The sequence below is a fragment of the Fulvimarina endophytica genome (genome assembly GCF_003403015.1).
GTDB lineage: Bacteria > Pseudomonadota > Alphaproteobacteria > Rhizobiales > Rhizobiaceae > Fulvimarina > Fulvimarina endophytica.
Window position 1 is genome coordinate 64,539 of record NZ_QURL01000003.1, and the last position, 21,230, is coordinate 85,768.

Below are 21,230 nucleotides of genomic sequence, written 5' to 3' on the forward strand. Positions count from 1 at the left end.
AGGTCCACGGTTCCGGTCTTCTCGCTCAGCCCGGTCTTCTCGCTCAGGGCGAGACCACGTCGTAGATCTGCTGGCCCCAGCCGGGCTGCTGCACCTCGCTGATGCGGCCCCGTCCGCCATAGGAGATGCGGGCCTCGGCGATCTTGTTGTAGTCGATCGAGTTGTCCGGCAGGATGTCGCGCGGGCGGATGATGCCGGCGATCGAGAGCACGCGCACCTCGTAGTTGACGCGCACCTCCTGCTGGCCGGAGATCAGGAGATTGCCGTTCGGCAGTTCCTGGGTCACCACGGCCGCGACCGAGAGCTTGATGTCCTCCGAGCGGCGCACCCGGCCCGAGCCCTTGGCGTTGGAGCCCCCGTCGAAACCGAGGGTCGCGCCGACCGTCGGCAGCCCGAAGGAGCCGATCGACCCGCTGACATCCGCCCCGCCCGTCACGCCCGCCTCGCGGTCGCGTTCCGAAAGGTTCGCCATCGAGGCCTGATCGGCGATGTCGATGCGCACGGTCACGATGTCGCCCATGGAGAGGGCGCGCGGGTCCTGGTAGAAATTGGCCTGGGAATCGGCCCAGAGCGAGTTCTTCGACTGGGTGGCGCCCTTCGGGAAGGCCGCCGGCTGGACGATGTCGGGATACTGGTAGAGCCCGCTGCCCACCGGCGTCAGCACCGGTTCGCCGAACATGTCCTCCTTCTTCGTCGCACAGCCGGCGAGAAGGGAAAGGGCGAGCGCGACCGGGACGGCGGCCTTCGGGGATGTCTTCACGATTGGCCCTGCGCCACGGTGGTGGCGTCCTCGGTCTTGGTGTCGTTCGAGGTCTTCTCGACGATCAGCTTGGCGATGGCGGCGGCATCCTCGGGCGACATTTCCGACAGGACGCTGCTCGCCTGGCGCGGCTTGAGGCGCACGAGGATCATCGCCGCGTTCTCGTGCCCGAGCTGTGCGAGCTGGGGCGCGGCCGCGTCCGCCTTCATGCTGGAATAGATGTCGACGACCACGCTCGAGGCGTCCTCGAGGAAGGCTTTCCGCTCCTCGGTCCACTTCTGGTACTCCGCCCGGCGGGTCTCGAGCTCGGTGATCTTCTCGCCGATCTGGCTCTCCAGCGACTTCAGCTCCTTGGTCTGGAGCGCATGGCGGGCGTCCTGCGCCTTGTCGGCGATGTTGAGGCAGTAGTTCTCCACCTCCGACAGCGGTTTTTCGTCGACCTTGGGCTCGCCGGTCCCCTCGTCGACGATGCGCACCTCCTGGGGCGGGATCGGCGGCGGGGCCTTGGGGGCCGCGGCGCCCGCGGCGAGGGCTGTGCCGGCGGACAGTGCGAGCGCCGTCACGCCGAGAGCGAGAGCGTGAAGGAAGCGGAGGGAGGATCGGCCAGTCATTGCACCACCAGTTCGGCTTGAAGGGCACCGGCGGTCTTGATCCCCTGCAGGATCGCGATGATCCCCGAGGGCTTGAGGCCGATGCGGTTGAGCCCGTTCACCACCGATTCCAGATCGGTGCCGCCGACGAAGGCGAAGGTGCCGCCCGACTGCTGGGTGTCGACGATGGTGTCGGATGTCACCACCGTCTGGCCGTCGGTGAGGGGCTCGGGCTGGGAGACCTGCGGCATTTCGGTGACGCGCACGGTGAGGTTGCCATGGGTCAGCGCGACGGTCGAGATCTGCACGTTCTGTCCGATGACGATCGTGCCGGTCCGCTCGTCGATGACCACCTTGGCCACCTGGTCGGGATCGACGCGCAGATCGCCGATCTCGGCGAGGAAGCGCACCGGCGACACGCTGTCGGGCCGGTCGAGATGGAGGGTCCGGAAGTCCTCCTCGCGCGCCACCGGGCGACCCCAGCGCTCGCGCGCATAGGCGTTGATGAGGTCGACCGTGCGCACCATCGTCTTGTAGTCGGGATTGGAGAGTTCCATGGCCAGCTGGCCGTCGTCGTAGAAGGTGCCCGGCACCTCGCGCTCGACGAAGGCGCCGTTGGGCACCCGGCCCGCCGTCGGAACCCCTTGCGTGACCTGTTCGCTCGCGCCCTCGGCCTGGAAGCCGGTGACCGCGACGGGCCCCTGGCCGACGGCGTAGATCTCCCCGTCGGCGCCGTAGAGCGGCGTCATGACGAGGGTGCCGCCGAGCAGCGAGGTCGCATCGCCCAGCGAGGCGACGTTGACGTCGATGCGCGAGCCCGTGCCGATGAAGGCGGGCAGTTCGGCCGTCACCGTCACGGCCGCGACGTTCTTGCCGCCGGCCGCCTGGGAGCGGATGTTGACGCCCATGCGGTCGAGCATGGATTGCAGGGACTGCTCGGTATAGGGCGAGTTGCGCATGGAATCGCCGGTGCCCTGGAGCCCGATCACGAGGCCGTAGCCGACGAGCTGGTTGCCGCGCACGCCGCGCACATTGGTGATGTCCTTGATGCGCACGGTGCCGGCCGCATCCGCCGGATTGCCGACCACGTATCCGGTCGCGCCCCGGACGCCGGCCCCGGCGGGGCCGGAATAGTCGGCCGCATGGGCAAGCGGGGCGGCCGCGATCATGAGGGCCGAAAGACAGGCGGGAAGACGGGACGGCACGGCTCTCATCCTTCGATGGCGATCGAGCCGTCGGGCGCGATGCGGCCGGAGACGGTGATGCCGCTGTCGGCATTCCTCACGCGGATCGTCTCGCCTTCCTGGCCGGACTGGAGCGCCAGTCCGAGACCGGTGATGACGAGCCCGTCGGTGCGGTAGACGAGGGTGACGTTGGCGCCCGCCTTCACCGCGTCCGGCAGGACGAGATCGGATCTGCGGATCGCCTTGCCGGCCAGAAGCGTGCGGCGGGCGACGAGGCCGTGAAGCTCGCTCTCGTCGGCGACGAAGAGGGCGACCTTGTCGTCCTTGACGATGAAGCTGCGCTTCGACAGGCCCGCCGAGACGATGTCCGTGCCGGCATAGATCGTCGTGGAGGGCACCGGCATTTCGAGTTCGGCGGCCCCGGCCGTTCCCACTGCGAACGCGCCGAGTACGGCTGCGGAAAGGAGCGCGGCCGAAAGCGCGCGGATCGCTCGGCGGGCCATGGTCAGCGGATGCCCTTGGAGACGATGCTCGCCATCTCGTCGGCGGCGGAGATGATCTTGGAGTTCATCTCGTAGGCGCGCTGGGCCGAGATCAGCTCGGAGATCTCCTTGACCGGATCGACGTTGGAATCCTCCAGATAGCCCTGGTGGATGACGCCATAGCCCGGATCGCCGGGAACGCCGGCCACCGGCGCGCCGGAGGCGAGCGTCTCGGAGAACAGGTTGCCGCCCTCGGCGTGGAGGCCCGCATCGTTGGCGAAGACCGCGAGGGTCAGCTGGCCGACCTCCTGCAACTGGCCGTCGACCCGCGCATAGAGCTGGCCCGCCTGGTTGACGGTGATCTCGGTGGTGTTGTCGGGCACGGTCAGCTCGGGCTGCACGAGATAGCCGTCGAGGGTGACGACCTGGCCGTCCGCATTGGTGTTGAAGGCGCCGTCTCGGGTATAGCGCGTCTCGCCGTTCGGCCCCTGGATCTGGAACCAGCCCTCGCCGTTGAGCGCGAGGTCGAGCCGGTTGCCGGTCTCCTTCAGCGTGCCCTGGAGGTGGACGTTGCGGATCGCGGCGAGGCGCACGCCGAGGCCGAGCTGGGCGCCCTCGGGAACGACGCCCTCGGCGCCGGCGGCCGCCACGCCCTTGGCGCGCTCCACCTGGTAGAGAAGATCGGTGAATTCGGCGCGCGCCCGCTTGAAGCCGGTGGTGTTCACGTTCGCGATGTTGTTCGCGATCACCTCCACATTGGTTTCCTGCGCGTTCATGCCGGTTGCGGCGATGGCGAGTGCACGCATGGGGTGTCTCCTGGGGACGGGGTTGCGGACAAGATCCGGAACGGTGCGGACCGGACCGGCGGGGCCGGGACGCTTCGCCCGGTTCCAACTCGCCGCCATTGTTTCAGGTCAGGCGATCTTGAGGCTTGCATCGCCGCCCGGATGGAAGAGGGCGGATGGGCGGCGGGCCAAGCTTTCGGCAAGGCTCCCGAAACGGCGTCGGGCGACACGCGCGCAAACGCCTCGCGCGCCCAGCGGCGTCAGGCGCGCGGCGCAGATCCGGATATCGGGCGGAAACGGAAGGTAATCGCGGGCCTCGCGGACAAGCCCGCCCGCCCGGTGGCCGGTCGAACGGCGCCGGCAGGACAGGGCATGGCAGGGCGGATGCGCCCCGCCGAAATCCCTAGATCTGCATCCGGGAGAGTTCCATATAGGCCGCGACCGCCTTGTCGCGCACCGCGACCGCCGTCTGCAGCGTGCGCTCGGCGCCCATCACCGCCTCGACGACGGCCTGGGTCGAGGCCTTGCCCGACACGCCCTGGATCGAGGTCGCCTCGCCGGATTTGACGCTGTCGACGGCGTCCACCATCACGCGCGAGAGGACCTGGGAGAAATCGCTCGCACCGCCGACGGGTTGCGGCTTGGCCGCCTGCGCCATGCCTTCGGAGGCCGAAGGTGCGCGGGTCTGGGCGATGCTCGGGTCGAAGAGGGAAGATCCGATCGCGGGAATCATGGGTGTCAGCTCCTCAGGAGATCGATTGTCATGTTGATGATTTCACGGGCCTGCTTCACCACCTGGATATTGGCTTCGTAGGAGCGGTTGGCCTCGCGCATGTCCATCATCTCGGTGAGCATCTGGACGTTCGGACGCTTGACGTAGCCGTTCGCGTCGGCGGCCGGATTGCCCGGATCGTAATCGCTCTCGAACGGCTTCTTGTCGGTGCCGATATCGCCGACCTCGACCATGTGGGCGCCGGTCACCTCGTCGAGGATCGACTTGAAGGTGACGGTCTTGCGCGCATAGGGGTCGGCGCCCGGCGTCGCGCCCGTGGTTTCGGCATTGGCGACGTTCTCGGAGACGACGCGCAGGCGCGTCGACTGGGCCTGCATGCCGGAGGAGGCGATCTTGAGGGCGGAGACGAGGGGATCGGACATCGCGCGTCAGGCCCTGATCGTCGACATGTACATGCGGTGGAAGCTCTTCACGATCGAGGTGTTCAGCGAATAGTCGCGGCTCACCTCGCCGGCCTTCAGCATCTCCTGCTCGACCGTGACGCTGTTGCCCGAATGCTTGACGTCCCAGGTGCCGGCCTCGCGCGTCTCCCCGCCCCCGCGCGGCGCCCCGCCGCCGGCAAGGTGCATGGGCGAGGACCCGGCCTGGGTCAGCGCCGTGTTGTCGAGGATTTCGGAGAACGGGGTGATGTCCTTCGCCGTGTAGCCGGGCGAATTCACGTTCGCAACGTTCTCGGCGACCACGGCCTGACGCTGCGTCAGCCATTCGGCCTGCCGGGAGGCGAGTGACAGGAGATAGACCTGGTCCATGACGGATGTCCCGATGGGATTTCGTATGGGACCTGTCTACGGGGAACCACTTGTCCGAAACTGAAGATATGAAGGAAGAATTAACGCGAAAGCGCGTCGACCTTCCCTATCGTCATGCCGGCGGCGCGATCTCGCGCCCCATCGTCAAACATGCGGCGCGATCTCGCGCGCCCCTCGCCAAACATGCGGCGCGGTCTTGCGCTCCCCTCGTCAAACATGCGGCGCGTTCGTCAGGCCGGCGGCGCGGTCTCGCGCAGCGAGGGACGGTCGGCGAAGGCGCGCGAGACCTCCGAAAGACGATCCGGGATCGTGAGCCACCCGGCACCTGGAAAGCGCAGGCGCAGATAGTCGACAGCCGTCACCGTCGCGATCTCGGCAAGGCCGGGCCTGTCGGTGGAGAGCCGGTCCGCCAGAGCGTCGAGGCGCGCGATGCCGCCCGTCATCGAGCGGCGCCGGCGAAGGCCCATGGGCTGGTCGTCGAACGCCGTGTCGGTGAAGCTGCCGGAGACGATCATGCGCCCGTTCAGCGTATAGACGGCGGCGTCGAAGACGCCGAAGGCGATCCCCGTGATCTGTGCTTCCTGCGGGCTCGTCGCCTTCAGGTGCGAGCCGTCCGGCGCGATCCTCGCCGCATGATCAGCGATCAGCAGCGCCTCGGTGAGGATCGTGCCGTCATCGAGTTCGAGGGTCGGAATGCGCTGGGCCGGATTGCGCTCGACGAGCCGCTCCGGGCTTTCCCACTGGTTGACGAGTTCGATCTCGAGATCGGCCCCCGCCTCGATCAGCATCGCATGGGCGAGGCGGGCGAAGGGCGAGGTCGCGTTCTTGAACAGCTTCATGGGACCTGCGGCTCCTTCTGAGGGGCATGATGCCGAAACCTCGGATGAGGGTTCGGATGCCATCATGCGGCAAGACGACGGCCCGGAGCGCGACGGGCCGGGATCTTCCAGCCCCGTCCGGCGCTCCGGTCTTCGACGCCGGAAGATAGGGCGCAAGGCCGAAAGGCAATCGCCGATGCCCGCACGCCCGGGCGATCGGAACCCCGGACGCGGTCGCGCGCCGGGATCCGGGGTGAGCCTCGGGCGCCTCGCTCTAGAAGTCGTCCGGCTCGTCCATGCCGACGAGGCGCGCATCGCGAAGGGCGAAGGCGAGGCGCTCGGTCGCCGCCTCCTCGCCAAGGCTCGGCCCGTCGATATCGACGAAGGTGATGTCGACGGCGGCGGTCGCAGCGCTCAGCTCGAGGCGGAAATGCACGGTCACGCCGTCGTGCTGGAATTCCAGCGCGAGCCCGATGATCGGCTTGGTGCCCCAGGAGATGTTCACGTCGCCGGAATTGGCGAAGCGCAGGACGAAGGGCTTCAGCGTGAGTTCCGCCGAGGAGGCGACGATGTCCTCGATATTGGCGTAGTTCTCGAAGCGCAGATAGGCGACGTAGTCGGCGACGTCGACGAGACGCAGTTCGGCGACGAATTCGCGGATCGCGTCGGCCAGGAGCTTCTCGCGGGTGAGCGAGGTCCGCTTCTTGACGTCGAGCATCTTAGTTGGCCGACATGCCGGCGGTCGCGCGGACGGGCTCCAATGTCCGTTTCATGCTGTCGAGATCGAGGCTGAATGCCGGCATGCGTGAGCCCTTCCGGGGTCGCCCCCCGTGCCGCGAGCGGTCTCGGCTGCAGCCTCCGGGCCGGTCAGGCGACGGCGACGGAAACCTTCGAGCCCTCGCGGGTGTGAAGATAGTAGATGATTTCCGCGACGGCCTTGAAGAATTCGGGCGGGATCATCTGATCGATCTCGACATGATCGTACATCGATCTTGCGAGGAGCTTGTCCTCGATCACCGGGATTTCCTTTTCCTCGGCGAGCTCGCGGATCTTCAGGGCGACGAGATCGGTGCCCTTGGCGACCACCGTCGGCGCGCCGCCCTCCTCGCGCACATAGCGCAGGGCGATGGCGTAATGGGTCGGGTTGGCGATCACGAGGGTGGCGCTCGGAACCTGCGCCATCATCCGGCGCTTGGAGCGCTCGCGCGCCACCTGGCGCTGGCGCTGTTTGACCATCGGGTCGCCCTCGGACTGCTTGTTCTCGTCCTTGATGTCCTGCTTCGACATCATCAGGTCGCGCTTCCAGTGGAAGCGGCTCATGGCGATGTCGGCGGCCACCAGCACGATCGTCGCGATCGAGACGCCGGACAGGAGCGTCATGGCGAGATCCAGCACCAGCTCGGGCACCTGGACGGGATCTGCGAGCATGGTCTTGATCATGGTGCCGGCATTGGACACCAGAAGCGTCCCGACCACGGCTCCGATCATGAGAAACTTGAACACGGCCTTCACGAACTCCGTCAGGCCGCGCGGGCCGAAGATCCGCGAGACGCCAGAGGCGAGCGAGATGTTCGAGTATTTCGGCTGGATGCGCTCCACATTGATCTGCGGCGGGTTCTGGAGAACCGATGCGAGGATGCCGCCGAGGCACAGGAAGGCGGTCGCCGGCAGGACGAAGGTCGCAGCTTCGATGCTGAGCATTTGCAGAACATGCACGGCGTCCTGGCTTGTCTCCAACCGCCACTGGAGAGGATTGTCGAACGTTGTCCGCAAGGTGGCGACGAGCCGGGTTCCCGATTCGCGTGCCTGCAGGGCGAAGAACGCCGAGATCGCCAGGAAGGACGCCAGGACCGGAGCTTCCCGCGAGACCGGAAGGTTGCCCTTCTCGATCGTGTCGCGGATCTTCTTCTCGGTCGGCTGTTCCGTCTTCTGGGAACGATCTTCGCTCTCCGCCACCGCCGATTAGCCCGTAATTTGGTTGCGTTTCGATGAAGCGGGACGGTTAAGCCGTGTTCAACCGCCGGGTGTCGCCGTCATGGGTCGTTCTGCCGTAACGAAGCGGCCCGATGCGCCGGCATCGCGCATCGCAGGTCCTTACGCCTCTTCGTCCTCGCGCAGGACGATCGCGCCCCGGCTCGCAAGTTCGAGCGCCCTTGCCGCGATCGACCGCCTCGCCCCGTCGATCGCCTCTTTCGTGGCGTTGGATTCCTGGGCGAGTTCGGCCTCGATCATGCGGCGGGCGCGCGCGCCTTGCGTCGCGAGCACCGTCTCGGTGACCTCGGCGGACGCCCCGCGCAGGGAGAGGATGACGGTCTCGGTCTGGAAGCCGTCGAACAGAGTGAGGCGCGACTTCTGCGGCATCGAGGGGATGTCGTCGAAGGCGAAGAGCAGCTTGCGCAATTCGTCGGCTTCCGACGAGTCGGCCGATTCGATGAAGCCGATGAGCTCCTCGCTCTCGGTCTTGTCGAGCCGGTTGACCACGTTGGCGAGCACCAGATGGCGGCTCTCGCCGTTCTCGGCCTCGCCCTCGGCCGAGACCAGATAGGCCTCGCGCACATGCGCCTCGAAGATCGCCTGGATCGGGCCGGACAGGGGCCGGACCTCGAGCATGCGCTTCAGGACGTCGTTGCGAAGGGCGGGCTCGAAGGCGCGCGCGACGAGCGCCGCGCGCTCGCTCGGCAGCTTGGCGAAGAGAATGGCGATGATGTGCGGATGCTCGTCCGACAGCTTGCCGGCGAGATCCTCGGCCTCCACGTCCGCCACCGCTTCCCACACGTCGCGGACCTGGGCCGTGAACAGGGTCTGGATCGCGCGGCTCTTCTCGTCGGGAAACAGGCTTTCGTATTCCTGCTCGCTCAGGGCGCTCTTCAGGAGATCGGCCATCTGCTGGTCGGGGCCGTGGAAGATCGGGCCGCGCTTGAAGGTGGAGGCGAAGTCCTCGACCACCTCGTCGATCTGGTCGGGCGAGACGTTTTCGAGGCTGGCCGCCGCCTTGCGCAGGGAGATGATCTCGTCCGGCGCCATGTGCTTGAGCAGCTTGGCCGCGCCTTCGGCGCCGAGCGCCAGAAGCAGCACGGCCGCGCGCGCTCCGCCCCTCAAGGGCGCCACCATGGGCAGTTCGGAATAGCTCGCCAGACCGTTCATGACAGGATCAGGCCGCCTTCGCCTTCTTCGCGTTCGCCTTCGAACCCGGCGTGACGACTTCGGTCAGGGTGATGCCGAAACGCTGGTCGTCCTGGTCGAGCACGACGATCTCGCCGCGCGCCACCACCCGGCCGTTGACGACGACGTCGATCGGATCGCCGACCTTGGTGTCGAGCTTCACGATCGAGCCGCGATTGAGCTTCAGGAGTTCGGCGACGCTCATGCGGGCCGAGCCGAGAACCACTTCCATGGTCACGGAGACGTCCATCACGAGGTCGAGATCCATCCGGTCCGCGCCCCTGAAATCGGGGGCGTCCGTCTCCGGCTCCTCCTCTTCCTCGGGCGCGAAGCCCTCGGGATTGAACTGGCCGGCGTCGAATTCGAACTCGCCGCCTTCGAAGTCCTCGGTCTCGTTTTCGTCCGGATCGATCATGGAGCATCATCCTCCGTCTGGCATTGTCGCTCTGGCCGCCGGTTCACATTCCGGGGCGCTGTCCGACTTCTAGCCCGGCGAACTTATCCGAACCTGCCGAAGCCCGACGAACCTTAACAAATGATAAAGATCAGGCGGCCGTCTCGTAGCCGCGGGCGGGTCCGGCGGCGAGAGCCTTTGCCGGTGCCTGTGCCTGTGCCTGTGCGGGTGCCTGTGCGGGTGCCCGTGCCGGGCGGGCCGTGCCCGAGGCATGGAAGTCCGCCCGCTCGACGAGTTCGGCAAGCCTCGCACCGGCGATCCGGGCCCGCTCGCACTCGGCCTCGATCGCCCTCAGCGTGTCGAGACCGTCGTATTTCAGCGCCGTCACCGCGCCGGCCGCCTTGTTGAGGGCCGCCTCCGACTGGGCGAGCGCCTCGAGCAGCTCGGTGCCGGACTGGCGCAGGGTCTTGATCTCCCGGACCATCCGGCCGGTTCGCAGGGCGGTCACGACGAGGGCGGCCATCAGCAGGAAATCAATGAGATAGGATGTCATCGATGAACTCGCGGGTCGGATCGATCGTCTCCTCGAACCGCGCCACATAGGCGCCGCGCGCAAAGCCGACCTGGGACTTGAAGATGGGCGTGCCCTCGCATTCCATGGTGATCGCCTCGGTCACCTTGACGCCGAGGGGAAGGGTCTGGCCGACCCTCAGATGGGCGATGTCGCGCATCGGCACGCGCTTGCGGGCGAGGATCGCCTTGAGGTGCAGGCCCGACTTCTCGAAATTGCGGATCATCGCCTCCGACCAGCTGTCGTCGGGCGAGGGCTCGGGCACCTTCATCGGCTCGGCGAGGCGGCGGCGATGGAGGGCGAGATAGGAGGAGGGGAGCGCCAGAACGACGGTCGAGAGCGGCTCGTCGGGCTTCGCCTCCGCGCCCTTGGCCGCCTCCTCGCGCGCGGCCTTCTTCGACTTGGCCTTGCGGATCTCGAAGCTCATCTCCACGTGGCGCCGAGCGTTCGCGCCGCCGAAGAGTTCCGCGAACTCGTCGCCCGGCACCAGGCGCGCGGCCTCGAAGCCGGCCTCGTCGATCCGGCGGAAGGAGAGCGCGAAGGAATCGGCGAGCGCCTTGAAGGCCTCGCGCACCAGCGCCCGGTCGAGATCGGTGATGCGCCGCGCGCCCTTGGCCTCGGACGGGGCCGCGCCGAAGAAGCAGGCGATGCAGGCATCGCAGAAGGATTGCGGGGCCTTCAGATAGGCCGGCCGCACGAAGCGCTTCGAAAGGAGTTCGGTGACGAGGGGCGGGCTCACCTCCCCCTCCCCCAGTTCGGGGCCGAAACTTCCCTCGAAGCCGGCGAAGGTGACGGCGACCTTCTCCACCGACAGGCGGTTGAGGGCGGTGGTGAGCTGGTCGGCGGTCGCCTCGGCGATCGCGCGAAGCTGCGGCAGCCGGGCGGGATCGATCTCGGCGGCCGACTTCAGCCGTTCCGAGATATCGCTCTGGCCGTCCACGCTGGCGGTATTCGACATCGTTCGCTTTCCTTAAACCCAGGCCGTGGCGATCAGGCGGCCGCCGTGCCGCCGCCGATCGTCTCGGCCTCGACCTGGTCGATGGTCGGACGGTCGTAGGCCGAAATGGTCTTGCGGCCGTATTCGATGGCGATCTGGGGCATGGCGCCGTTCATGTAGGCGATCAGCGTCGACTTGATCACGACATAGGTCCGCCCCTTCTTCTCGCGCACGCCCTTCACCTTGGTCGCGATCGGGCCGATCACGCCGTAGGAGAAGAACACGCCGGCGAAGGTGCCGACGAGAGCCGCCGCGATGAGGCCGCCGAGGATCTCCGGCGACTGGTCGAGCGCGCCCATGGCCTTGATGACGCCGAGCACGGCGGCGACGATGCCGAGCGCCGGAAGACCATCGGCCATGTCCTGAAGGGCGCCCTTGGGCTTCATCAGATCGTGGCAGATGGTCTCGATCTCCTCGTCCATCAGCGCCTCGATCTCGTGGCTGCGGGCCGAGCCGACGATGATCAGGCGGACATAGTCGCAGATGAAGCTGAGCTTCTGCTTGTCCTTCAGGATGGTCGGATAGGCCTGGAAGATCGTCGATTCCTCCGGCGCGTCCACATGGGCCTCGACCTCAGAGCGCGACTTGGAGCGCATCTCGCGCATCAGGGCGTGCAGGAGGCCGAGCACCTCCAGATAGTCCTTCTGCTTGGGAACGGCGTTCTTGAACGCCTCGCCCACGGCCTTGCCGGTGTCCTTGATGACCTTGGGCGAGTTGCCGACGAGGAAGGTGCCGAAGGACGAGCCGAGAATGATGACGTATTCGAAGGGCTGGACGAGAACGTCCAGATGACCGCCCATCGCCACGAAGCCGCCGAGACAGCAGCCGAGGACGACGACGAGACCGAGAAGAATGCCCATGCCAGTTCCCACCATGTTGATGGTGAAGCGGTACGGACGAGCGCTTGCGCGGACCTTGAAGCGGGCACCCGCCCGCGCCGCCGCCCCAGCCCGGGGTCGGGCAGGGCGTGCGCGGTGCCAGTCTCGGGCAAGCCGTCATAGGGCATCTTGAGGGTCAGAACGGGGCGCCCGCGCGCCGCGATCGCCATTCTTCAAAGGGGAACCTCGACGAGGTCCCGCCAGCGCCAAGACCCGAAGGCTTTCGATGGAAACCTCCCTGCCCGTCGCCCTGTCCGGCCAGATCGCGATGGAAAAGCGTCTGGAAACGCTCGCCCACAACATCGCCAATGCCCGCACCGTCGGCTTTCGCGCCGAGGAAGTCCGCTTCGAGGAGCTCCTGTCGCGCACCGGCAAGGACCCCGTCGCCTTCGTCACCGAGGGCGAGACCTATCTGTCCAACAAGTCCGGCGCGATGACCCAGACCGGCAATCCGCTCGATCTGGCGGTGCGCGGCGAGGCCTTCTTCGCCTTCCAGGGCGATCAGGGCCTCGTCTACACCCGCGACGGCCGCCTCCAGATCGCGCCGGACGGCTCGGTCCAGACGCTGACCGGCCGCGCGATCGTCGATGCCGGCGGCGCCGCCCTCCAGCTCGATCCCGCCGGCGGTCCGATCGTCGTCGACGGGCGCGGCATGATCCAGCAGAACGGCCAGGAAGTCGGCGCCGTCGGCCTCTTCCGCATTCCCGCGAACGCCAACGTCACCCGTCACGACAATTCCGGCGTCGTCTCCGACATCCCGGCGGCCCCGGTGGTCGACTTCCTCTCCGACAGTGTCATCCAGGGCTATGTGGAGGAGGCGAACGTGAACCCGCTCAAGGAGATCACCCGTTTGATCACCCTCCAGCGCGCCTTCGAGAGCGCGGCGAACGTCGTCGAGACCAATGACCGCTCGCTCGGCGAGGCCATCCGCTCGCTCGGAGCCAACCGATGAGCGCGTCCGTCGAGACCCAGGCCGCCCTCTCGGCCCCGCGCATCGAGATCTCGGGGCGCATCGTCGACGTCGCCCCCCAGTCCTTCCGGGTTGCGGGCCTGTCGCCCTTCATGCGCCTCGGCGACTGCATACGCTGCCCCGGCGAGAGCGAGGACGAGCTCGGCGAGGTGGTGCGCATCGATGCCGACAGCCTCACCGTCAAGCCCTACGGCTCGCGCTTTTCCAAGGGCGTCGGCTCGCGCGCCCTGAAGGTCGGCCCGTTCGCCATCGCGCCCGATGCGAGCTGGCGCGGCCGGGTCCTCGACGGCTTCGGCCGCCCGCGGGACGATCTCGGCCCCGTCGGAACCGGCGATGTGGAACGCCCGGTGGACGCCCCGCCGCTCACCGCCCTCAAGCGCGCGCGCATTTCGCAGGCCGTGCCCACCGGGGTCTCGGTGGTGGACATCTTCACCCCGCTCCTCAAGGGCCAGCGCCTCGGCGTCTTCGCCGGCTCGGGCGTCGGCAAGTCGACCCTCATGGGCATGCTCGCCCAGGCCAAGGGCTTCGACACCGTGGTCGTCTCCCTCGTCGGCGAGCGCGGCCGCGAGGTGCGCGAATTCCTGGAAGAGGTGATGGCGGGCGATCTGGAAAAGGTCGTCACGATCGTCGCCACCGGCGACGAGAGCCCGATGATGCGGCGCCTCGCCCCGCGCACGGCCACCGCCGTCGCCGAGCATTTCCGCGATGCGGGCGACGACGTCCTCCTCATCGTCGACAGCGTGACGCGCTATGCCCATGCGGCACGCGACGTGGCGCTGGCGGCGGGCGAGCCGCCGGTCTCGCGCGGCTATCCGCCGAGCGTCTTCTCCGAACTGCCCCAGCTTCTGGAGCGGGCCGGTACCGGCCTCGAAGGCTCGGGCACGATCACCGGCATCTACGCCGTCCTCATCGACGGCGACGATCACAACGATCCCATCGCCGACGCCATTCGCGGCACGCTCGACGGCCATATCGTGCTCGACCGCGAGATCGCCGAACAGGGCCGTTTCCCGGCCGTCGACTATCTCAAATCCATCTCGCGCCTCGCCGACAAGGCCTGGCACGGCAGCGAGCGCGAACTCGTCACGAGGCTGCGCGCCATGACCTCGCGCTTCGAGGACACGCGGGACCTGCGCCTTCTCGGCGGCTATCAGCGCGGCTCGGACACGACCCTCGACCAGGCGGTCGACCTCGTGCCGCATATCTACGAGTTCCTCACCCAGCGCCCGGGCCAGGCGGTGCACGAAAAGCCGTTCGACGCCCTGAGCGCGGCCCTGAAACAGGCCCTCTCGGCCAAGTCGCAGCCGCCCGCCAAATAGGCCTCGCGCTCCCCGGCGCCGGCCTTTCTCCACACCGTCAGATGCCGACCGAGGAGAGCAGGCGCACGAGTTCGGCCTGGCGCGACACGCCGGTCTTGGCGAAGACGGATTTCAGCTGGCTGCGCAGGGTGTTCTCGCTCGCCGTTCCGCCCGCCGCCATGGTGCCGATGGTCCGGCCCTCGGCGATGCCCTGCGCGACCCGCGCCTCGGCCGGTGTCAGGTCGAAAAGAAGATGCAGGAGATCGGCGCTCGGCATGGGGCCCGGGCCCGCATTGGCAGCGCTCACCACCAGGAGATGGGAGGAGAGCGGCACGAGATCGCGCGCCATCCGCCGCACCGGCACCAGATGGACGACCATTGCCGGCCGGCCCTCGTCCCCGCGCACCGCGATCGAACGCACGCCGTCCGTCGCCCCGTCTAAAAGCGCAATCTCCAAGAGCCTGTCGGCGCCACCATCGCTGAGGCACAAGCGCCGGGACCGGTCGAGGAAGACCGCCGGCATCAACGCCTCGAACTGGGCATTGGCCGAGAAGAGCCGGCGCCGGTCGCAGATGACGGCGGCCGCGATGCCGATGCGGCCGAGAAGGCTTGCGGCCGTTTGCGCCTCACTGAGGGCGAGCCTCGCCGAGATCAGCGCCGCCCGCGACAGGTGCGGACGCAGGGCCTCGAGCCGCGCGCGCTCCCTTTCGCCGAAGGGACCGGCCGCCTCGCCGCGATCGAAGGTGTAGATCAGATTGCCGCCGTCCGGCAGATGGGCGATCGTCCCGATGCACCATCCGAAGCCGCGCGGGCGCAGGAAGTCGCGATAGAAGGGCTCGGCGTCGAGCTCGTCATCGGTGAAGAGATCGTGGTCGGTGATGCAGCCGTAGAAGCGGCGCGACAGGTCGAGCGCGCGGGGCGTTCGCGTGTTCAAGTCGGGACGGCCGAGGGCGACGAATTCGGCCATGAGGTCCGACATGGTCTCGCAGCCGGTCCAGCGCATGGAAGTGGGCGTCACGGAGAACAGGGCACCGCCCGCAGCGCAGAGATCGGTCGCGATCTCCTTCAGGATCCGCGGCCATGCCTCGGGCAGAAGCGCGGCCTCGTAGATCCGGTCGATGGTCTGCGGGTCGTTCACCGGCCCCTCGTCTCTCCTCATGCCCGCCGATCTTCGCCGGCCGGGCGCCTCCCGGTCGCAACCCTATCACATCCTCGTCACGAATCGATGATCTGCTCGTGAACGAGGCAGCTTCCGGCTTCGCGAGCCGTCGGGGTCGCAACCATTCGTTCAGTCCTTACTGAATATATTTTTCGTTCAGTCTTGATTGAACGAAGCGCCGGGCGTAGCTATCCGCCATGAACCAGACCCCCGATCCCCGCCACTTCTCGAGCCCCACCGGGGACGACTGCCCGCATCTGCGCTTCATCGAGCGCATGGGCGATCACATGGAGCTCGAGGGGATGCCGCGCATCGCCGGCCGCCTGTTCGGCCTGTTCCTCGTGGATCCGGGTCCGATCAGCTTTTCCGAGCTCGCCGAACGGCTGTCGATCAGCCGCGGCTCGATCTCCACCAATACCCGCCTTCTCGAAGGCAAGGGCCTGATCGAGCGCGTCGACGTGCCCGGCGAGCGGCAGGACTATTTCCGCCTCGCCGACCGACCCTTCGTCAACATGATTCACGGCATCACCGCGCGCATGCGCGAGACCATGGAGACGATCGAGGCCGATTGCCGCGCGCGAAAGGATGCGGGCGTTGCGCAATCTGCGGAAGCGGCGGGCGAGCCGGTCCCCGGCGGCATGCGCGCCGCCCACGAATTCTTCGCCGAATGCATAGGCACCCTCGAAGGTCTGGCCGCGCGCCTTGCGAAACGCGGCGGGGAGGTGAAGCCATGATGGAGCCCGACGCCCATACCCTCATCGCCCGGCACGAACGCATCGCAGGCCGCAGGACGGCCAAGGACGACATGACCACCGACCGAACCCCCGCCGATCCGCAGACCCCGCGCAAGGAGCCCCGCTCCAAGGCCGGCTGGCTCGCCCTTCTCTTCGTCCTCGCCCTCGTCGGCTGGATGGGCTCGGGCTATCTTGCGGAGGAGCCCGCCGCGCCCGTCGCCGAGACGCCGCGCGCAAAGGCGAGCCAGCCCTTCACGGTGGAGGCGTTCCGGTCGACGGCCAAGCCCGTCGTCCAGTTCGTCTCGGCCGAAGGCCAGGCCCGGCCCGACCGGCAGACCCCGGTGCGCGCCAAGACCGGCGGCACCATCGAGGAGATCGCCGCGCGCAAGGGCCAGTTCCTGAACGAGGGCGATCTCATCGCCCGCATCGCCCTCGACGACCGCAGCGCCCAGATCGCCCAGGCCGAAGCCGAGCTTGCCCGCCGCCAGGGCGATTTCGACCGGGTGTCGGGTCTCGTCGAGCGCGGCTATGCGACGACGGCGGAACTCGGGCAGGTGCGCGCCGAACTCGCGGTCGCCGAGGCGAGTCTTGCGACCATCCGCCAGAGCGAGGGGGATACGGCGATCCGCGCGCCGATCACCGGAACGCTGGAGAACTTCGATCTCGATCTCGGCGAGTTCATCGCCGCCGCCGCCGAGATCGGCGTCCAGATCGACACCGATCCGCTCACCGTCGAGGTGCAGGTCGCCCAGCAGAGCATCGGCCAGATCCAGCTCGGACAGAAGGCCCAGGTGAACTTCATCACCGGCGTCAGCCGCGAGGGCGAGGTCACCTATGTGGCGACCAATGCCAGCGCCTCGACGCGCACCTTCCCCGTCGAGATCACCATTCCCAATCCCGATCGCGAGATTCCGGCGGGCATCTCCGCGCAGGTACGCATCCCCGTCGGCGAGACGCCGGCCCACTTCCTGTCCGCCGCCATCCTCGCCCTCGGGCCGAACGGCGAGCTCGGCATCAAGGCCGTCGACGACCAGTCCAGGGTCAAGTTCTATCCGGCCGAACTCGTGCGCGCCGAGACCGACGGCATCTGGGTCACCGGCCTGCCCGAGAGCCTCAGCATCATCTCCGTCGGCCAGGGCTTCGTCTCCGATGGCGAGCCGGTCAACGCCAAGGCCCCGTCCAAGGACGATCCGATCGTCGAGACCCCGGCCGACGCGCCGGCCGAACCCGCGCTGCCCGGTATCGCCGAGGCCTCAACGCAAGAGGGCACGGACGCAAACGCGGACGCGGGCGCAACCACGGGCGCGACCACGGGCGTGAGTGCCGAGGCGGGCGATCCGTCCGCCGATCCGCGCATCGCCGCGCTCGCCACCGAAGCTGCGCAAGGCGCCGCCATCTCCCTGCCCGAGGCCGCCGCCCTCGCAAGCCGGCTTCAGGAGGGCGCAGCGCCCGAGCCCGATCTCGTGCGCATGGCCCAGGAGGTTCTGAACCGGCTCGGCTACGAGGCAGGGCCCGCCGACGGGCGCCTCGGCGAGGCGACCCGCACCGCCATCCGCGCCTTTCAGGCCGATTACGGGCTGGAGACCACCGGCGATCTCGGCGAGGCCTTCGCCGGCGCGCTCACCCGCGCCCTCGGATCCCAGACTGGCGGGGGAGACGCACGATGAACGCCCTGATCGACGCCGCCTTCGAGCGCTCGCGCACCGTCCTTCTGTTCCTCGCGCTGATCATCATCGCCGGCGTGGTCGGCTATCAGCAGATCCCGAAGGAGTCCCAGCCCGACATCCCGATCCCGGTGATGTACGTCTCGACGGTCCTCGAAGGCATCTCGCCCGAGGACGCCGAGCGCCTGCTCGTGCGCCCGCTTGAGACCGAGCTCTCCTCCCTGTCCGGTCTCGACGAGATCGAGGGCCATGCCTATGAGGGCTTCGCCTCGGTGCAGCTCACCTTCGAGGCCGGCTTCGACGCCGCCGAGGCCCTGACCGACGTCAAGGACGGGGTCGACCGGGCCAAGCCGAACCTTCCGGCCGAGGCCGAAGAGCCGGTCGTCAACGAGGTCAACACCTCGCTCTTCCCGATCGTCACCATCGTCCTGTCGGGCCCGGTGCCCGAGCGCACCCTCGTCGAGATGGCGAGCGAATTGCAGGACGACCTGGAATCGGCGCCCGGCGTCCTCGAAGTCGATATCGGCGGCGATCGCGAGGAGCTGATGGAGGTCCTCATCGACCCGACGGTCTTCGAGACCTACGACCTCTCCTTCGACGCCCTCGTCAACCAGATCAGCCGCAACAACCGCCTCATCGCCGCCGGCGCCATCGATACGGGCGCGGGCCGCATCGTCCTCAAGGTGCCCGGTCTCGTCGAGGACGTGAACGACGTCCTCGACATGCCGATCAAGGTGGACGGCGACACCGTCCTCACCTTCAAGGACGTGGCGATCGCCCGGCGCACCTTCCAGGACCCGGAGGGCTTCGCGCGCATCGACGGCCAGCCCTCGCTGGCGCTCGAGGTCAAGAAGCGCTCGGGCTCCAACATCATCGAGACGGTGGACGCGGCCCGCGCGGTCGTCGCGCGCCATCAGGAAACCTGGCCGGACACGGTGCAGGTGCAGTTCCTGCAGGACGAGTCCGAGCAGGTCGTCTCGATGCTGACCGATCTCGAAAACAACGTCATCTCGGCGATCGTCCTCGTGATGATCGTCATCGTCGCCGCCCTCGGGCTTCGAACCTCCATCCTCGTCGGCCTGTCGATCCCCGGCTCCTTCCTCGCCGGCATCGCGATCCTTTGGATGGCGGGCTTCACGATGAACATCATCGTCCTGTTCTCGCTCATCCTCGTCGTCGGCATGCTGGTCGACGGCGCGATCGTGACGACCGAGCTCGCCGATCGGCGCCTTCTCGAAGGGGCGAGCGCGCGCGATGCCTATCGCCACGCGGCCAAGCGCATGGCCTGGCCGATCATCGCCTCCACCGTCACCACTCTCGCCGTCTTCCTGCCGCTCCTGTTCTGGCCGGGCATCGTCGGCGAGTTCATGAAGTTCCTGCCGCTCACCGTGATCATCACGCTGACCGCCTCGCTCTTCATGGCGCTGATCTTCATTCCCGTGCTCGGCGGCGTCATCGGCAAGGCCCAGCCCATGGCGGCCAAGCAGCGCGCCGAACTGGAGGCGGCCGAGACCGGCGACCTGTCGACCATCGGCGGGGCGACCGGGCTGTATCTGAGGGTCCTCAACGCCGCCGTCAAAGGCCCGTTCGCCACCCTCGTCATCGCCATCTCGATCCTGATCGGCGCCTTCTACGGCTACGCCCAGTTCGGACGCGGCGTCGAGTTCTTCCCCTCGATCGAGCCCGAATTCGCGCAGGTCCAGGTCCGCGCCCGAGACAACTTCTCGATCTTCGAGAAGGATGCCCTGGTGCGCCGAGTGGAGAACCGCCTCCTCGACCTCGACGAGGTGAAGAGCGTCTATGCCCGAACTTTAAGCGAGGGAACCGCGCGCCAGCTCGGCTCCGACGTCATCGGCACGATCCAGCTCGAACTCGACGAGTGGAACGAGCGGCGCCGCGCGACCGAGATCTTCGAGGAGGTGCGCGGCCTCACCGCCGACATTCCCGGCATCACCATCCAGGTGCAGCAGGAGGAGAACGGCCCCTCCTCCGGCAAGCCCATCAACGTGAAGCTCTCCGGCGGCGACCTCGCCTCGCTCGGCGATGCGGTCGCCATGGTGCGCAGCGCCATGGACGAGATCGGCGGCTATACCAACGTCTCCGACACCCGCCCGCTTCCCGGCGTCGAATGGCGCCTGTCGGTGAACCGGGAGGAGGCCGCGCGCTACGGCGCCGACGTCTCGCTTCTCGGCCAGGCGGTGCAGCTTCTCACCCGCGGCATCGAGGTGTCGGACTACAGGCCCGAAAACGCCAGCGGCGACGGCGAGGTGCCGATCCGCGTGCGCTTCCCGGCGGGCGACCGCACGCTGGAGCGGCTGGAGGACCTGCGCATCCCCACGAGCCAGGGCCTCGTGCCGATCCGCAACTTCGTCTCCTTCCAGCCTTCCCCCAAGGTCGGCACCATCACCCGCATCGACCAGAGCCGGGTGATGTCGATCGAGGCGGACGCGGCGGAAGGCCTCCTCGTCGACGATCAGGTCCAGAAGCTCACCCGGGCACTGGAGACCATGGACCTGCCGGCGGGCGTCGAATACTCCTTCGGCGGCGAGGCGGAGGATCAGGCGGAGGCCGCGAACTTCCTCGGCGGCGCCTTCGCGGTGGCCCTCTCCCTGATGTTCATCGTCCTCGTCACCCAGTTCAACTCGATCTACCAGGCCTTCCTCGTCATGAGCGCCATCGTCTTCTCGACGGCGGGCGTGTTCTACGGGCTTCTCGTCACGGGCCGGCCCTTCGGCATCGTCATGGGCGGCATCGGCGTCATCGCGCTGGCGGGCATCGTGGTGAACAACAACATCGTCTTGATCGACACCTATAACGACCTCAGGAAACAGGGTCAGCCGGTGCTGGAAGCCCTGTTGCGCACCGGCGCCCAGCGCCTGCGCCCGGTCTTCCTCACCTCGATCACCACGGTCCTCGGCCTCGTTCCCATGGTGATGGGCGCGAATGTGGACTTCCTCAACCGCTCGATCGAGTTCGGCGCGCCCTCCACCCAGTGGTGGACCGAACTGTCGGCGGCGATCGCCGGCGGTCTCACCTTCGCGACCATCCTCACGCTGATCCTGACGCCGGCCCTCCTGATGCTCGGCGAGAGCGTCATCGCCTTCGTCCGGCGCCGGCGCGGCATCAACGAGCCGAGCCCGCGCCTCGGCGACCCGCTGGGGCGGCAGAGGCGCAAGGGCGGCGGGGACGCGGTTCCGGCCGAATAGAGCCCGGCCGGGTCCCGGCACAGCCATCGAAAAAGG

At 67.9% G+C, this 21,230-nt stretch carries 22 protein-coding genes; 5 read left to right on the forward strand and 17 right to left on the reverse strand.

Translation table 11 applies throughout. The annotated features are described in order from the left end of the window. Nucleotides 1-43 precede the first annotated feature (43 nt). From flgH to motA, 16 genes are all read right to left on the reverse strand, one after another. A complete protein-coding gene (gene flgH / locus DYI37_RS06880) occupies nucleotides 44-760 on the reverse strand; it encodes a flagellar basal body L-ring protein FlgH (protein WP_116682499.1) in 717 nt (238 codons plus the stop codon). Beyond that, nucleotides 757-1,371, reverse strand: coding sequence for a MotE family protein (locus DYI37_RS06885; RefSeq protein ID WP_116682500.1), 615 nt, complete (start codon nucleotides 1,369-1,371; stop codon nucleotides 757-759). Before DYI37_RS06885 ends, flgH begins: the two co-directional genes overlap by 4 nt. Further along, entirely contained in the window at nucleotides 1,368-2,564 is a 1,197-nt protein-coding gene (gene flgI / locus DYI37_RS06890) for a flagellar basal body P-ring protein FlgI (RefSeq protein ID WP_116682501.1), read from the reverse strand. Before flgI ends, DYI37_RS06885 begins: the two co-directional genes overlap by 4 nt. After that, complete coding sequence (gene flgA / locus DYI37_RS06895) at nucleotides 2,561-3,037, reverse strand: flagellar basal body P-ring formation chaperone FlgA (RefSeq protein WP_116682502.1); 477 nt, start codon at nucleotides 3,035-3,037, stop codon at nucleotides 2,561-2,563. Before flgA ends, flgI begins: the two co-directional genes overlap by 4 nt. Nucleotides 3,038-3,039: 2 nt before the next feature. Further along, complete coding sequence (flgG, locus tag DYI37_RS06900) at nucleotides 3,040-3,822, reverse strand: flagellar basal-body rod protein FlgG (RefSeq protein WP_116682503.1); 783 nt, start codon at nucleotides 3,820-3,822, stop codon at nucleotides 3,040-3,042. A gap of 382 nt (nucleotides 3,823-4,204) precedes the next feature. After that, nucleotides 4,205-4,534 (reverse strand): flagellar hook-basal body complex protein FliE, encoded by a 330-nt coding sequence (fliE, locus tag DYI37_RS06905; protein WP_116682504.1) that lies wholly within the window; start codon nucleotides 4,532-4,534, stop codon nucleotides 4,205-4,207. A gap of 5 nt (nucleotides 4,535-4,539) precedes the next feature. Next, on the reverse strand, nucleotides 4,540-4,956 hold the full coding sequence (flgC, locus tag DYI37_RS06910; RefSeq protein WP_116682505.1) for a flagellar basal body rod protein FlgC: 417 nt from the start codon (nucleotides 4,954-4,956) through the stop codon (nucleotides 4,540-4,542). Between the two features lie 6 nt (nucleotides 4,957-4,962). After that, a complete protein-coding gene (gene flgB / locus DYI37_RS06915; protein WP_116682506.1) occupies nucleotides 4,963-5,343 on the reverse strand; it encodes a flagellar basal body rod protein FlgB in 381 nt (126 codons plus the stop codon). Nucleotides 5,344-5,573: 230 nt separating this feature from the next. Beyond that, complete coding sequence (locus DYI37_RS06920; protein ID WP_158555101.1) at nucleotides 5,574-6,182, reverse strand: glutathione S-transferase N-terminal domain-containing protein; 609 nt, start codon at nucleotides 6,180-6,182, stop codon at nucleotides 5,574-5,576. Between the two features lie 253 nt (nucleotides 6,183-6,435). After that, nucleotides 6,436-6,879, reverse strand: coding sequence for a hypothetical protein (locus tag DYI37_RS06925; protein WP_116682508.1), 444 nt, complete (start codon nucleotides 6,877-6,879; stop codon nucleotides 6,436-6,438). Between the two features lie 149 nt (nucleotides 6,880-7,028). Next, nucleotides 7,029-8,117 (reverse strand): flagellar biosynthesis protein FlhB, encoded by a 1,089-nt coding sequence (gene flhB / locus DYI37_RS06930; protein ID WP_116682509.1) that lies wholly within the window; start codon nucleotides 8,115-8,117, stop codon nucleotides 7,029-7,031. A 138-nt stretch (nucleotides 8,118-8,255) separates the two neighbouring features. After that, nucleotides 8,256-9,305 (reverse strand): FliG C-terminal domain-containing protein, encoded by a 1,050-nt coding sequence (locus DYI37_RS06935; protein WP_116682510.1) that lies wholly within the window; start codon nucleotides 9,303-9,305, stop codon nucleotides 8,256-8,258. Between the two features lie 7 nt (nucleotides 9,306-9,312). Further along, nucleotides 9,313-9,738, reverse strand: a complete 426-nt coding sequence (gene fliN / locus DYI37_RS06940; RefSeq protein ID WP_116682511.1) for a flagellar motor switch protein FliN — start codon at nucleotides 9,736-9,738, stop codon at nucleotides 9,313-9,315. A 130-nt stretch (nucleotides 9,739-9,868) separates the two neighbouring features. After that, complete coding sequence (locus tag DYI37_RS06945; RefSeq protein WP_116682512.1) at nucleotides 9,869-10,270, reverse strand: hypothetical protein; 402 nt, start codon at nucleotides 10,268-10,270, stop codon at nucleotides 9,869-9,871. Further along, complete coding sequence (locus tag DYI37_RS06950; RefSeq protein WP_116682513.1) at nucleotides 10,251-11,246, reverse strand: FliM/FliN family flagellar motor switch protein; 996 nt, start codon at nucleotides 11,244-11,246, stop codon at nucleotides 10,251-10,253. Before DYI37_RS06950 ends, DYI37_RS06945 begins: the two co-directional genes overlap by 20 nt. Before the next feature lie 32 nt (nucleotides 11,247-11,278). Beyond that, nucleotides 11,279-12,145, reverse strand: coding sequence for a flagellar motor stator protein MotA (gene motA / locus DYI37_RS06955; RefSeq protein WP_116682514.1), 867 nt, complete (start codon nucleotides 12,143-12,145; stop codon nucleotides 11,279-11,281). A 244-nt stretch (nucleotides 12,146-12,389) separates the two neighbouring features. Here motA and flgF point away from each other — a divergent pair, with 244 nt between their 5' ends. After that, entirely contained in the window at nucleotides 12,390-13,115 is a 726-nt protein-coding gene (gene flgF / locus DYI37_RS06960) for a flagellar basal-body rod protein FlgF (RefSeq protein ID WP_116682515.1), read from the forward strand. Then, nucleotides 13,112-14,452 carry a FliI/YscN family ATPase gene (locus tag DYI37_RS06965; protein WP_116682516.1) on the forward strand — a complete coding sequence of 447 codons (1,341 nt, stop codon included), beginning with the start codon at nucleotides 13,112-13,114 and terminating at the stop codon, nucleotides 14,450-14,452. The genes flgF and DYI37_RS06965 overlap by 4 nt, the downstream gene beginning before the upstream one ends. 37 nt (nucleotides 14,453-14,489) lie before the next feature. Here DYI37_RS06965 and DYI37_RS06970 read toward each other — a convergent pair whose 3' ends face one another. Continuing rightward, complete coding sequence (locus DYI37_RS06970; RefSeq protein WP_116682517.1) at nucleotides 14,490-15,590, reverse strand: helix-turn-helix transcriptional regulator; 1,101 nt, start codon at nucleotides 15,588-15,590, stop codon at nucleotides 14,490-14,492. A gap of 197 nt (nucleotides 15,591-15,787) precedes the next feature. On the opposite strand from DYI37_RS06970, the gene DYI37_RS06975 reads away from it, so the two are divergent. The 3 genes from DYI37_RS06975 to DYI37_RS06985 are packed head-to-tail and all read left to right on the forward strand — an operon-like array spanning nucleotide 15,788 to nucleotide 21,194. Next, complete coding sequence (locus tag DYI37_RS06975; protein WP_116682518.1) at nucleotides 15,788-16,324, forward strand: GbsR/MarR family transcriptional regulator; 537 nt, start codon at nucleotides 15,788-15,790, stop codon at nucleotides 16,322-16,324. Further along, complete coding sequence (locus DYI37_RS06980; protein ID WP_245413814.1) at nucleotides 16,321-17,991, forward strand: efflux RND transporter periplasmic adaptor subunit; 1,671 nt, start codon at nucleotides 16,321-16,323, stop codon at nucleotides 17,989-17,991. The genes DYI37_RS06975 and DYI37_RS06980 overlap by 4 nt, the downstream gene beginning before the upstream one ends. After that, the gene (locus tag DYI37_RS06985; RefSeq protein ID WP_116682520.1) at nucleotides 17,988-21,194 is read left to right on the forward strand and encodes an efflux RND transporter permease subunit; all 3,207 of its coding nucleotides are present in this window, start codon (nucleotides 17,988-17,990) and stop codon (nucleotides 21,192-21,194) included. The genes DYI37_RS06980 and DYI37_RS06985 overlap by 4 nt, the downstream gene beginning before the upstream one ends. Nucleotides 21,195-21,230 lie beyond the last annotated feature (36 nt).

Coding starts and splice junctions, on each gene's coding strand:
- DYI37_RS06885 (WP_116682500.1), bottom strand. CDS start 1,371: ATGACTGGCCGATCCTCCCTCCGCTTCCTTCACGCTCTCGCTCTCGGC.
- flgI (WP_116682501.1), bottom strand. CDS start 2,564: ATGAGAGCCGTGCCGTCCCGTCTTCCCGCCTGTCTTTCGGCCCTCATG.
- flgA (WP_116682502.1), bottom strand. CDS start 3,037: ATGGCCCGCCGAGCGATCCGCGCGCTTTCGGCCGCGCTCCTTTCCGCA.
- flgG (WP_116682503.1), bottom strand. CDS start 3,822: ATGCGTGCACTCGCCATCGCCGCAACCGGCATGAACGCGCAGGAAACC.
- fliE (WP_116682504.1), bottom strand. CDS start 4,534: ATGATTCCCGCGATCGGATCTTCCCTCTTCGACCCGAGCATCGCCCAG.
- flgC (WP_116682505.1), bottom strand. CDS start 4,956: ATGTCCGATCCCCTCGTCTCCGCCCTCAAGATCGCCTCCTCCGGCATG.
- flgB (WP_116682506.1), bottom strand. CDS start 5,343: ATGGACCAGGTCTATCTCCTGTCACTCGCCTCCCGGCAGGCCGAATGG.
- DYI37_RS06920 (WP_158555101.1), bottom strand. CDS start 6,182: ATGAAGCTGTTCAAGAACGCGACCTCGCCCTTCGCCCGCCTCGCCCAT.
- DYI37_RS06925 (WP_116682508.1), bottom strand. CDS start 6,879: ATGCTCGACGTCAAGAAGCGGACCTCGCTCACCCGCGAGAAGCTCCTG.
- DYI37_RS06935 (WP_116682510.1), bottom strand. CDS start 9,305: ATGAACGGTCTGGCGAGCTATTCCGAACTGCCCATGGTGGCGCCCTTG.
- fliN (WP_116682511.1), bottom strand. CDS start 9,738: ATGATCGATCCGGACGAAAACGAGACCGAGGACTTCGAAGGCGGCGAG.
- DYI37_RS06945 (WP_116682512.1), bottom strand. CDS start 10,270: ATGACATCCTATCTCATTGATTTCCTGCTGATGGCCGCCCTCGTCGTG.
- DYI37_RS06950 (WP_116682513.1), bottom strand. CDS start 11,246: ATGTCGAATACCGCCAGCGTGGACGGCCAGAGCGATATCTCGGAACGG.
- motA (WP_116682514.1), bottom strand. CDS start 12,145: ATGGGCATTCTTCTCGGTCTCGTCGTCGTCCTCGGCTGCTGTCTCGGC.
- flgF (WP_116682515.1), top strand. CDS start 12,390: ATGGAAACCTCCCTGCCCGTCGCCCTGTCCGGCCAGATCGCGATGGAA.
- DYI37_RS06965 (WP_116682516.1), top strand. CDS start 13,112: ATGAGCGCGTCCGTCGAGACCCAGGCCGCCCTCTCGGCCCCGCGCATC.
- DYI37_RS06970 (WP_116682517.1), bottom strand. CDS start 15,590: ATGAGGAGAGACGAGGGGCCGGTGAACGACCCGCAGACCATCGACCGG.
- DYI37_RS06975 (WP_116682518.1), top strand. CDS start 15,788: ATGAACCAGACCCCCGATCCCCGCCACTTCTCGAGCCCCACCGGGGAC.
- DYI37_RS06980 (WP_245413814.1), top strand. CDS start 16,321: ATGATGGAGCCCGACGCCCATACCCTCATCGCCCGGCACGAACGCATC.
- DYI37_RS06985 (WP_116682520.1), top strand. CDS start 17,988: ATGAACGCCCTGATCGACGCCGCCTTCGAGCGCTCGCGCACCGTCCTT.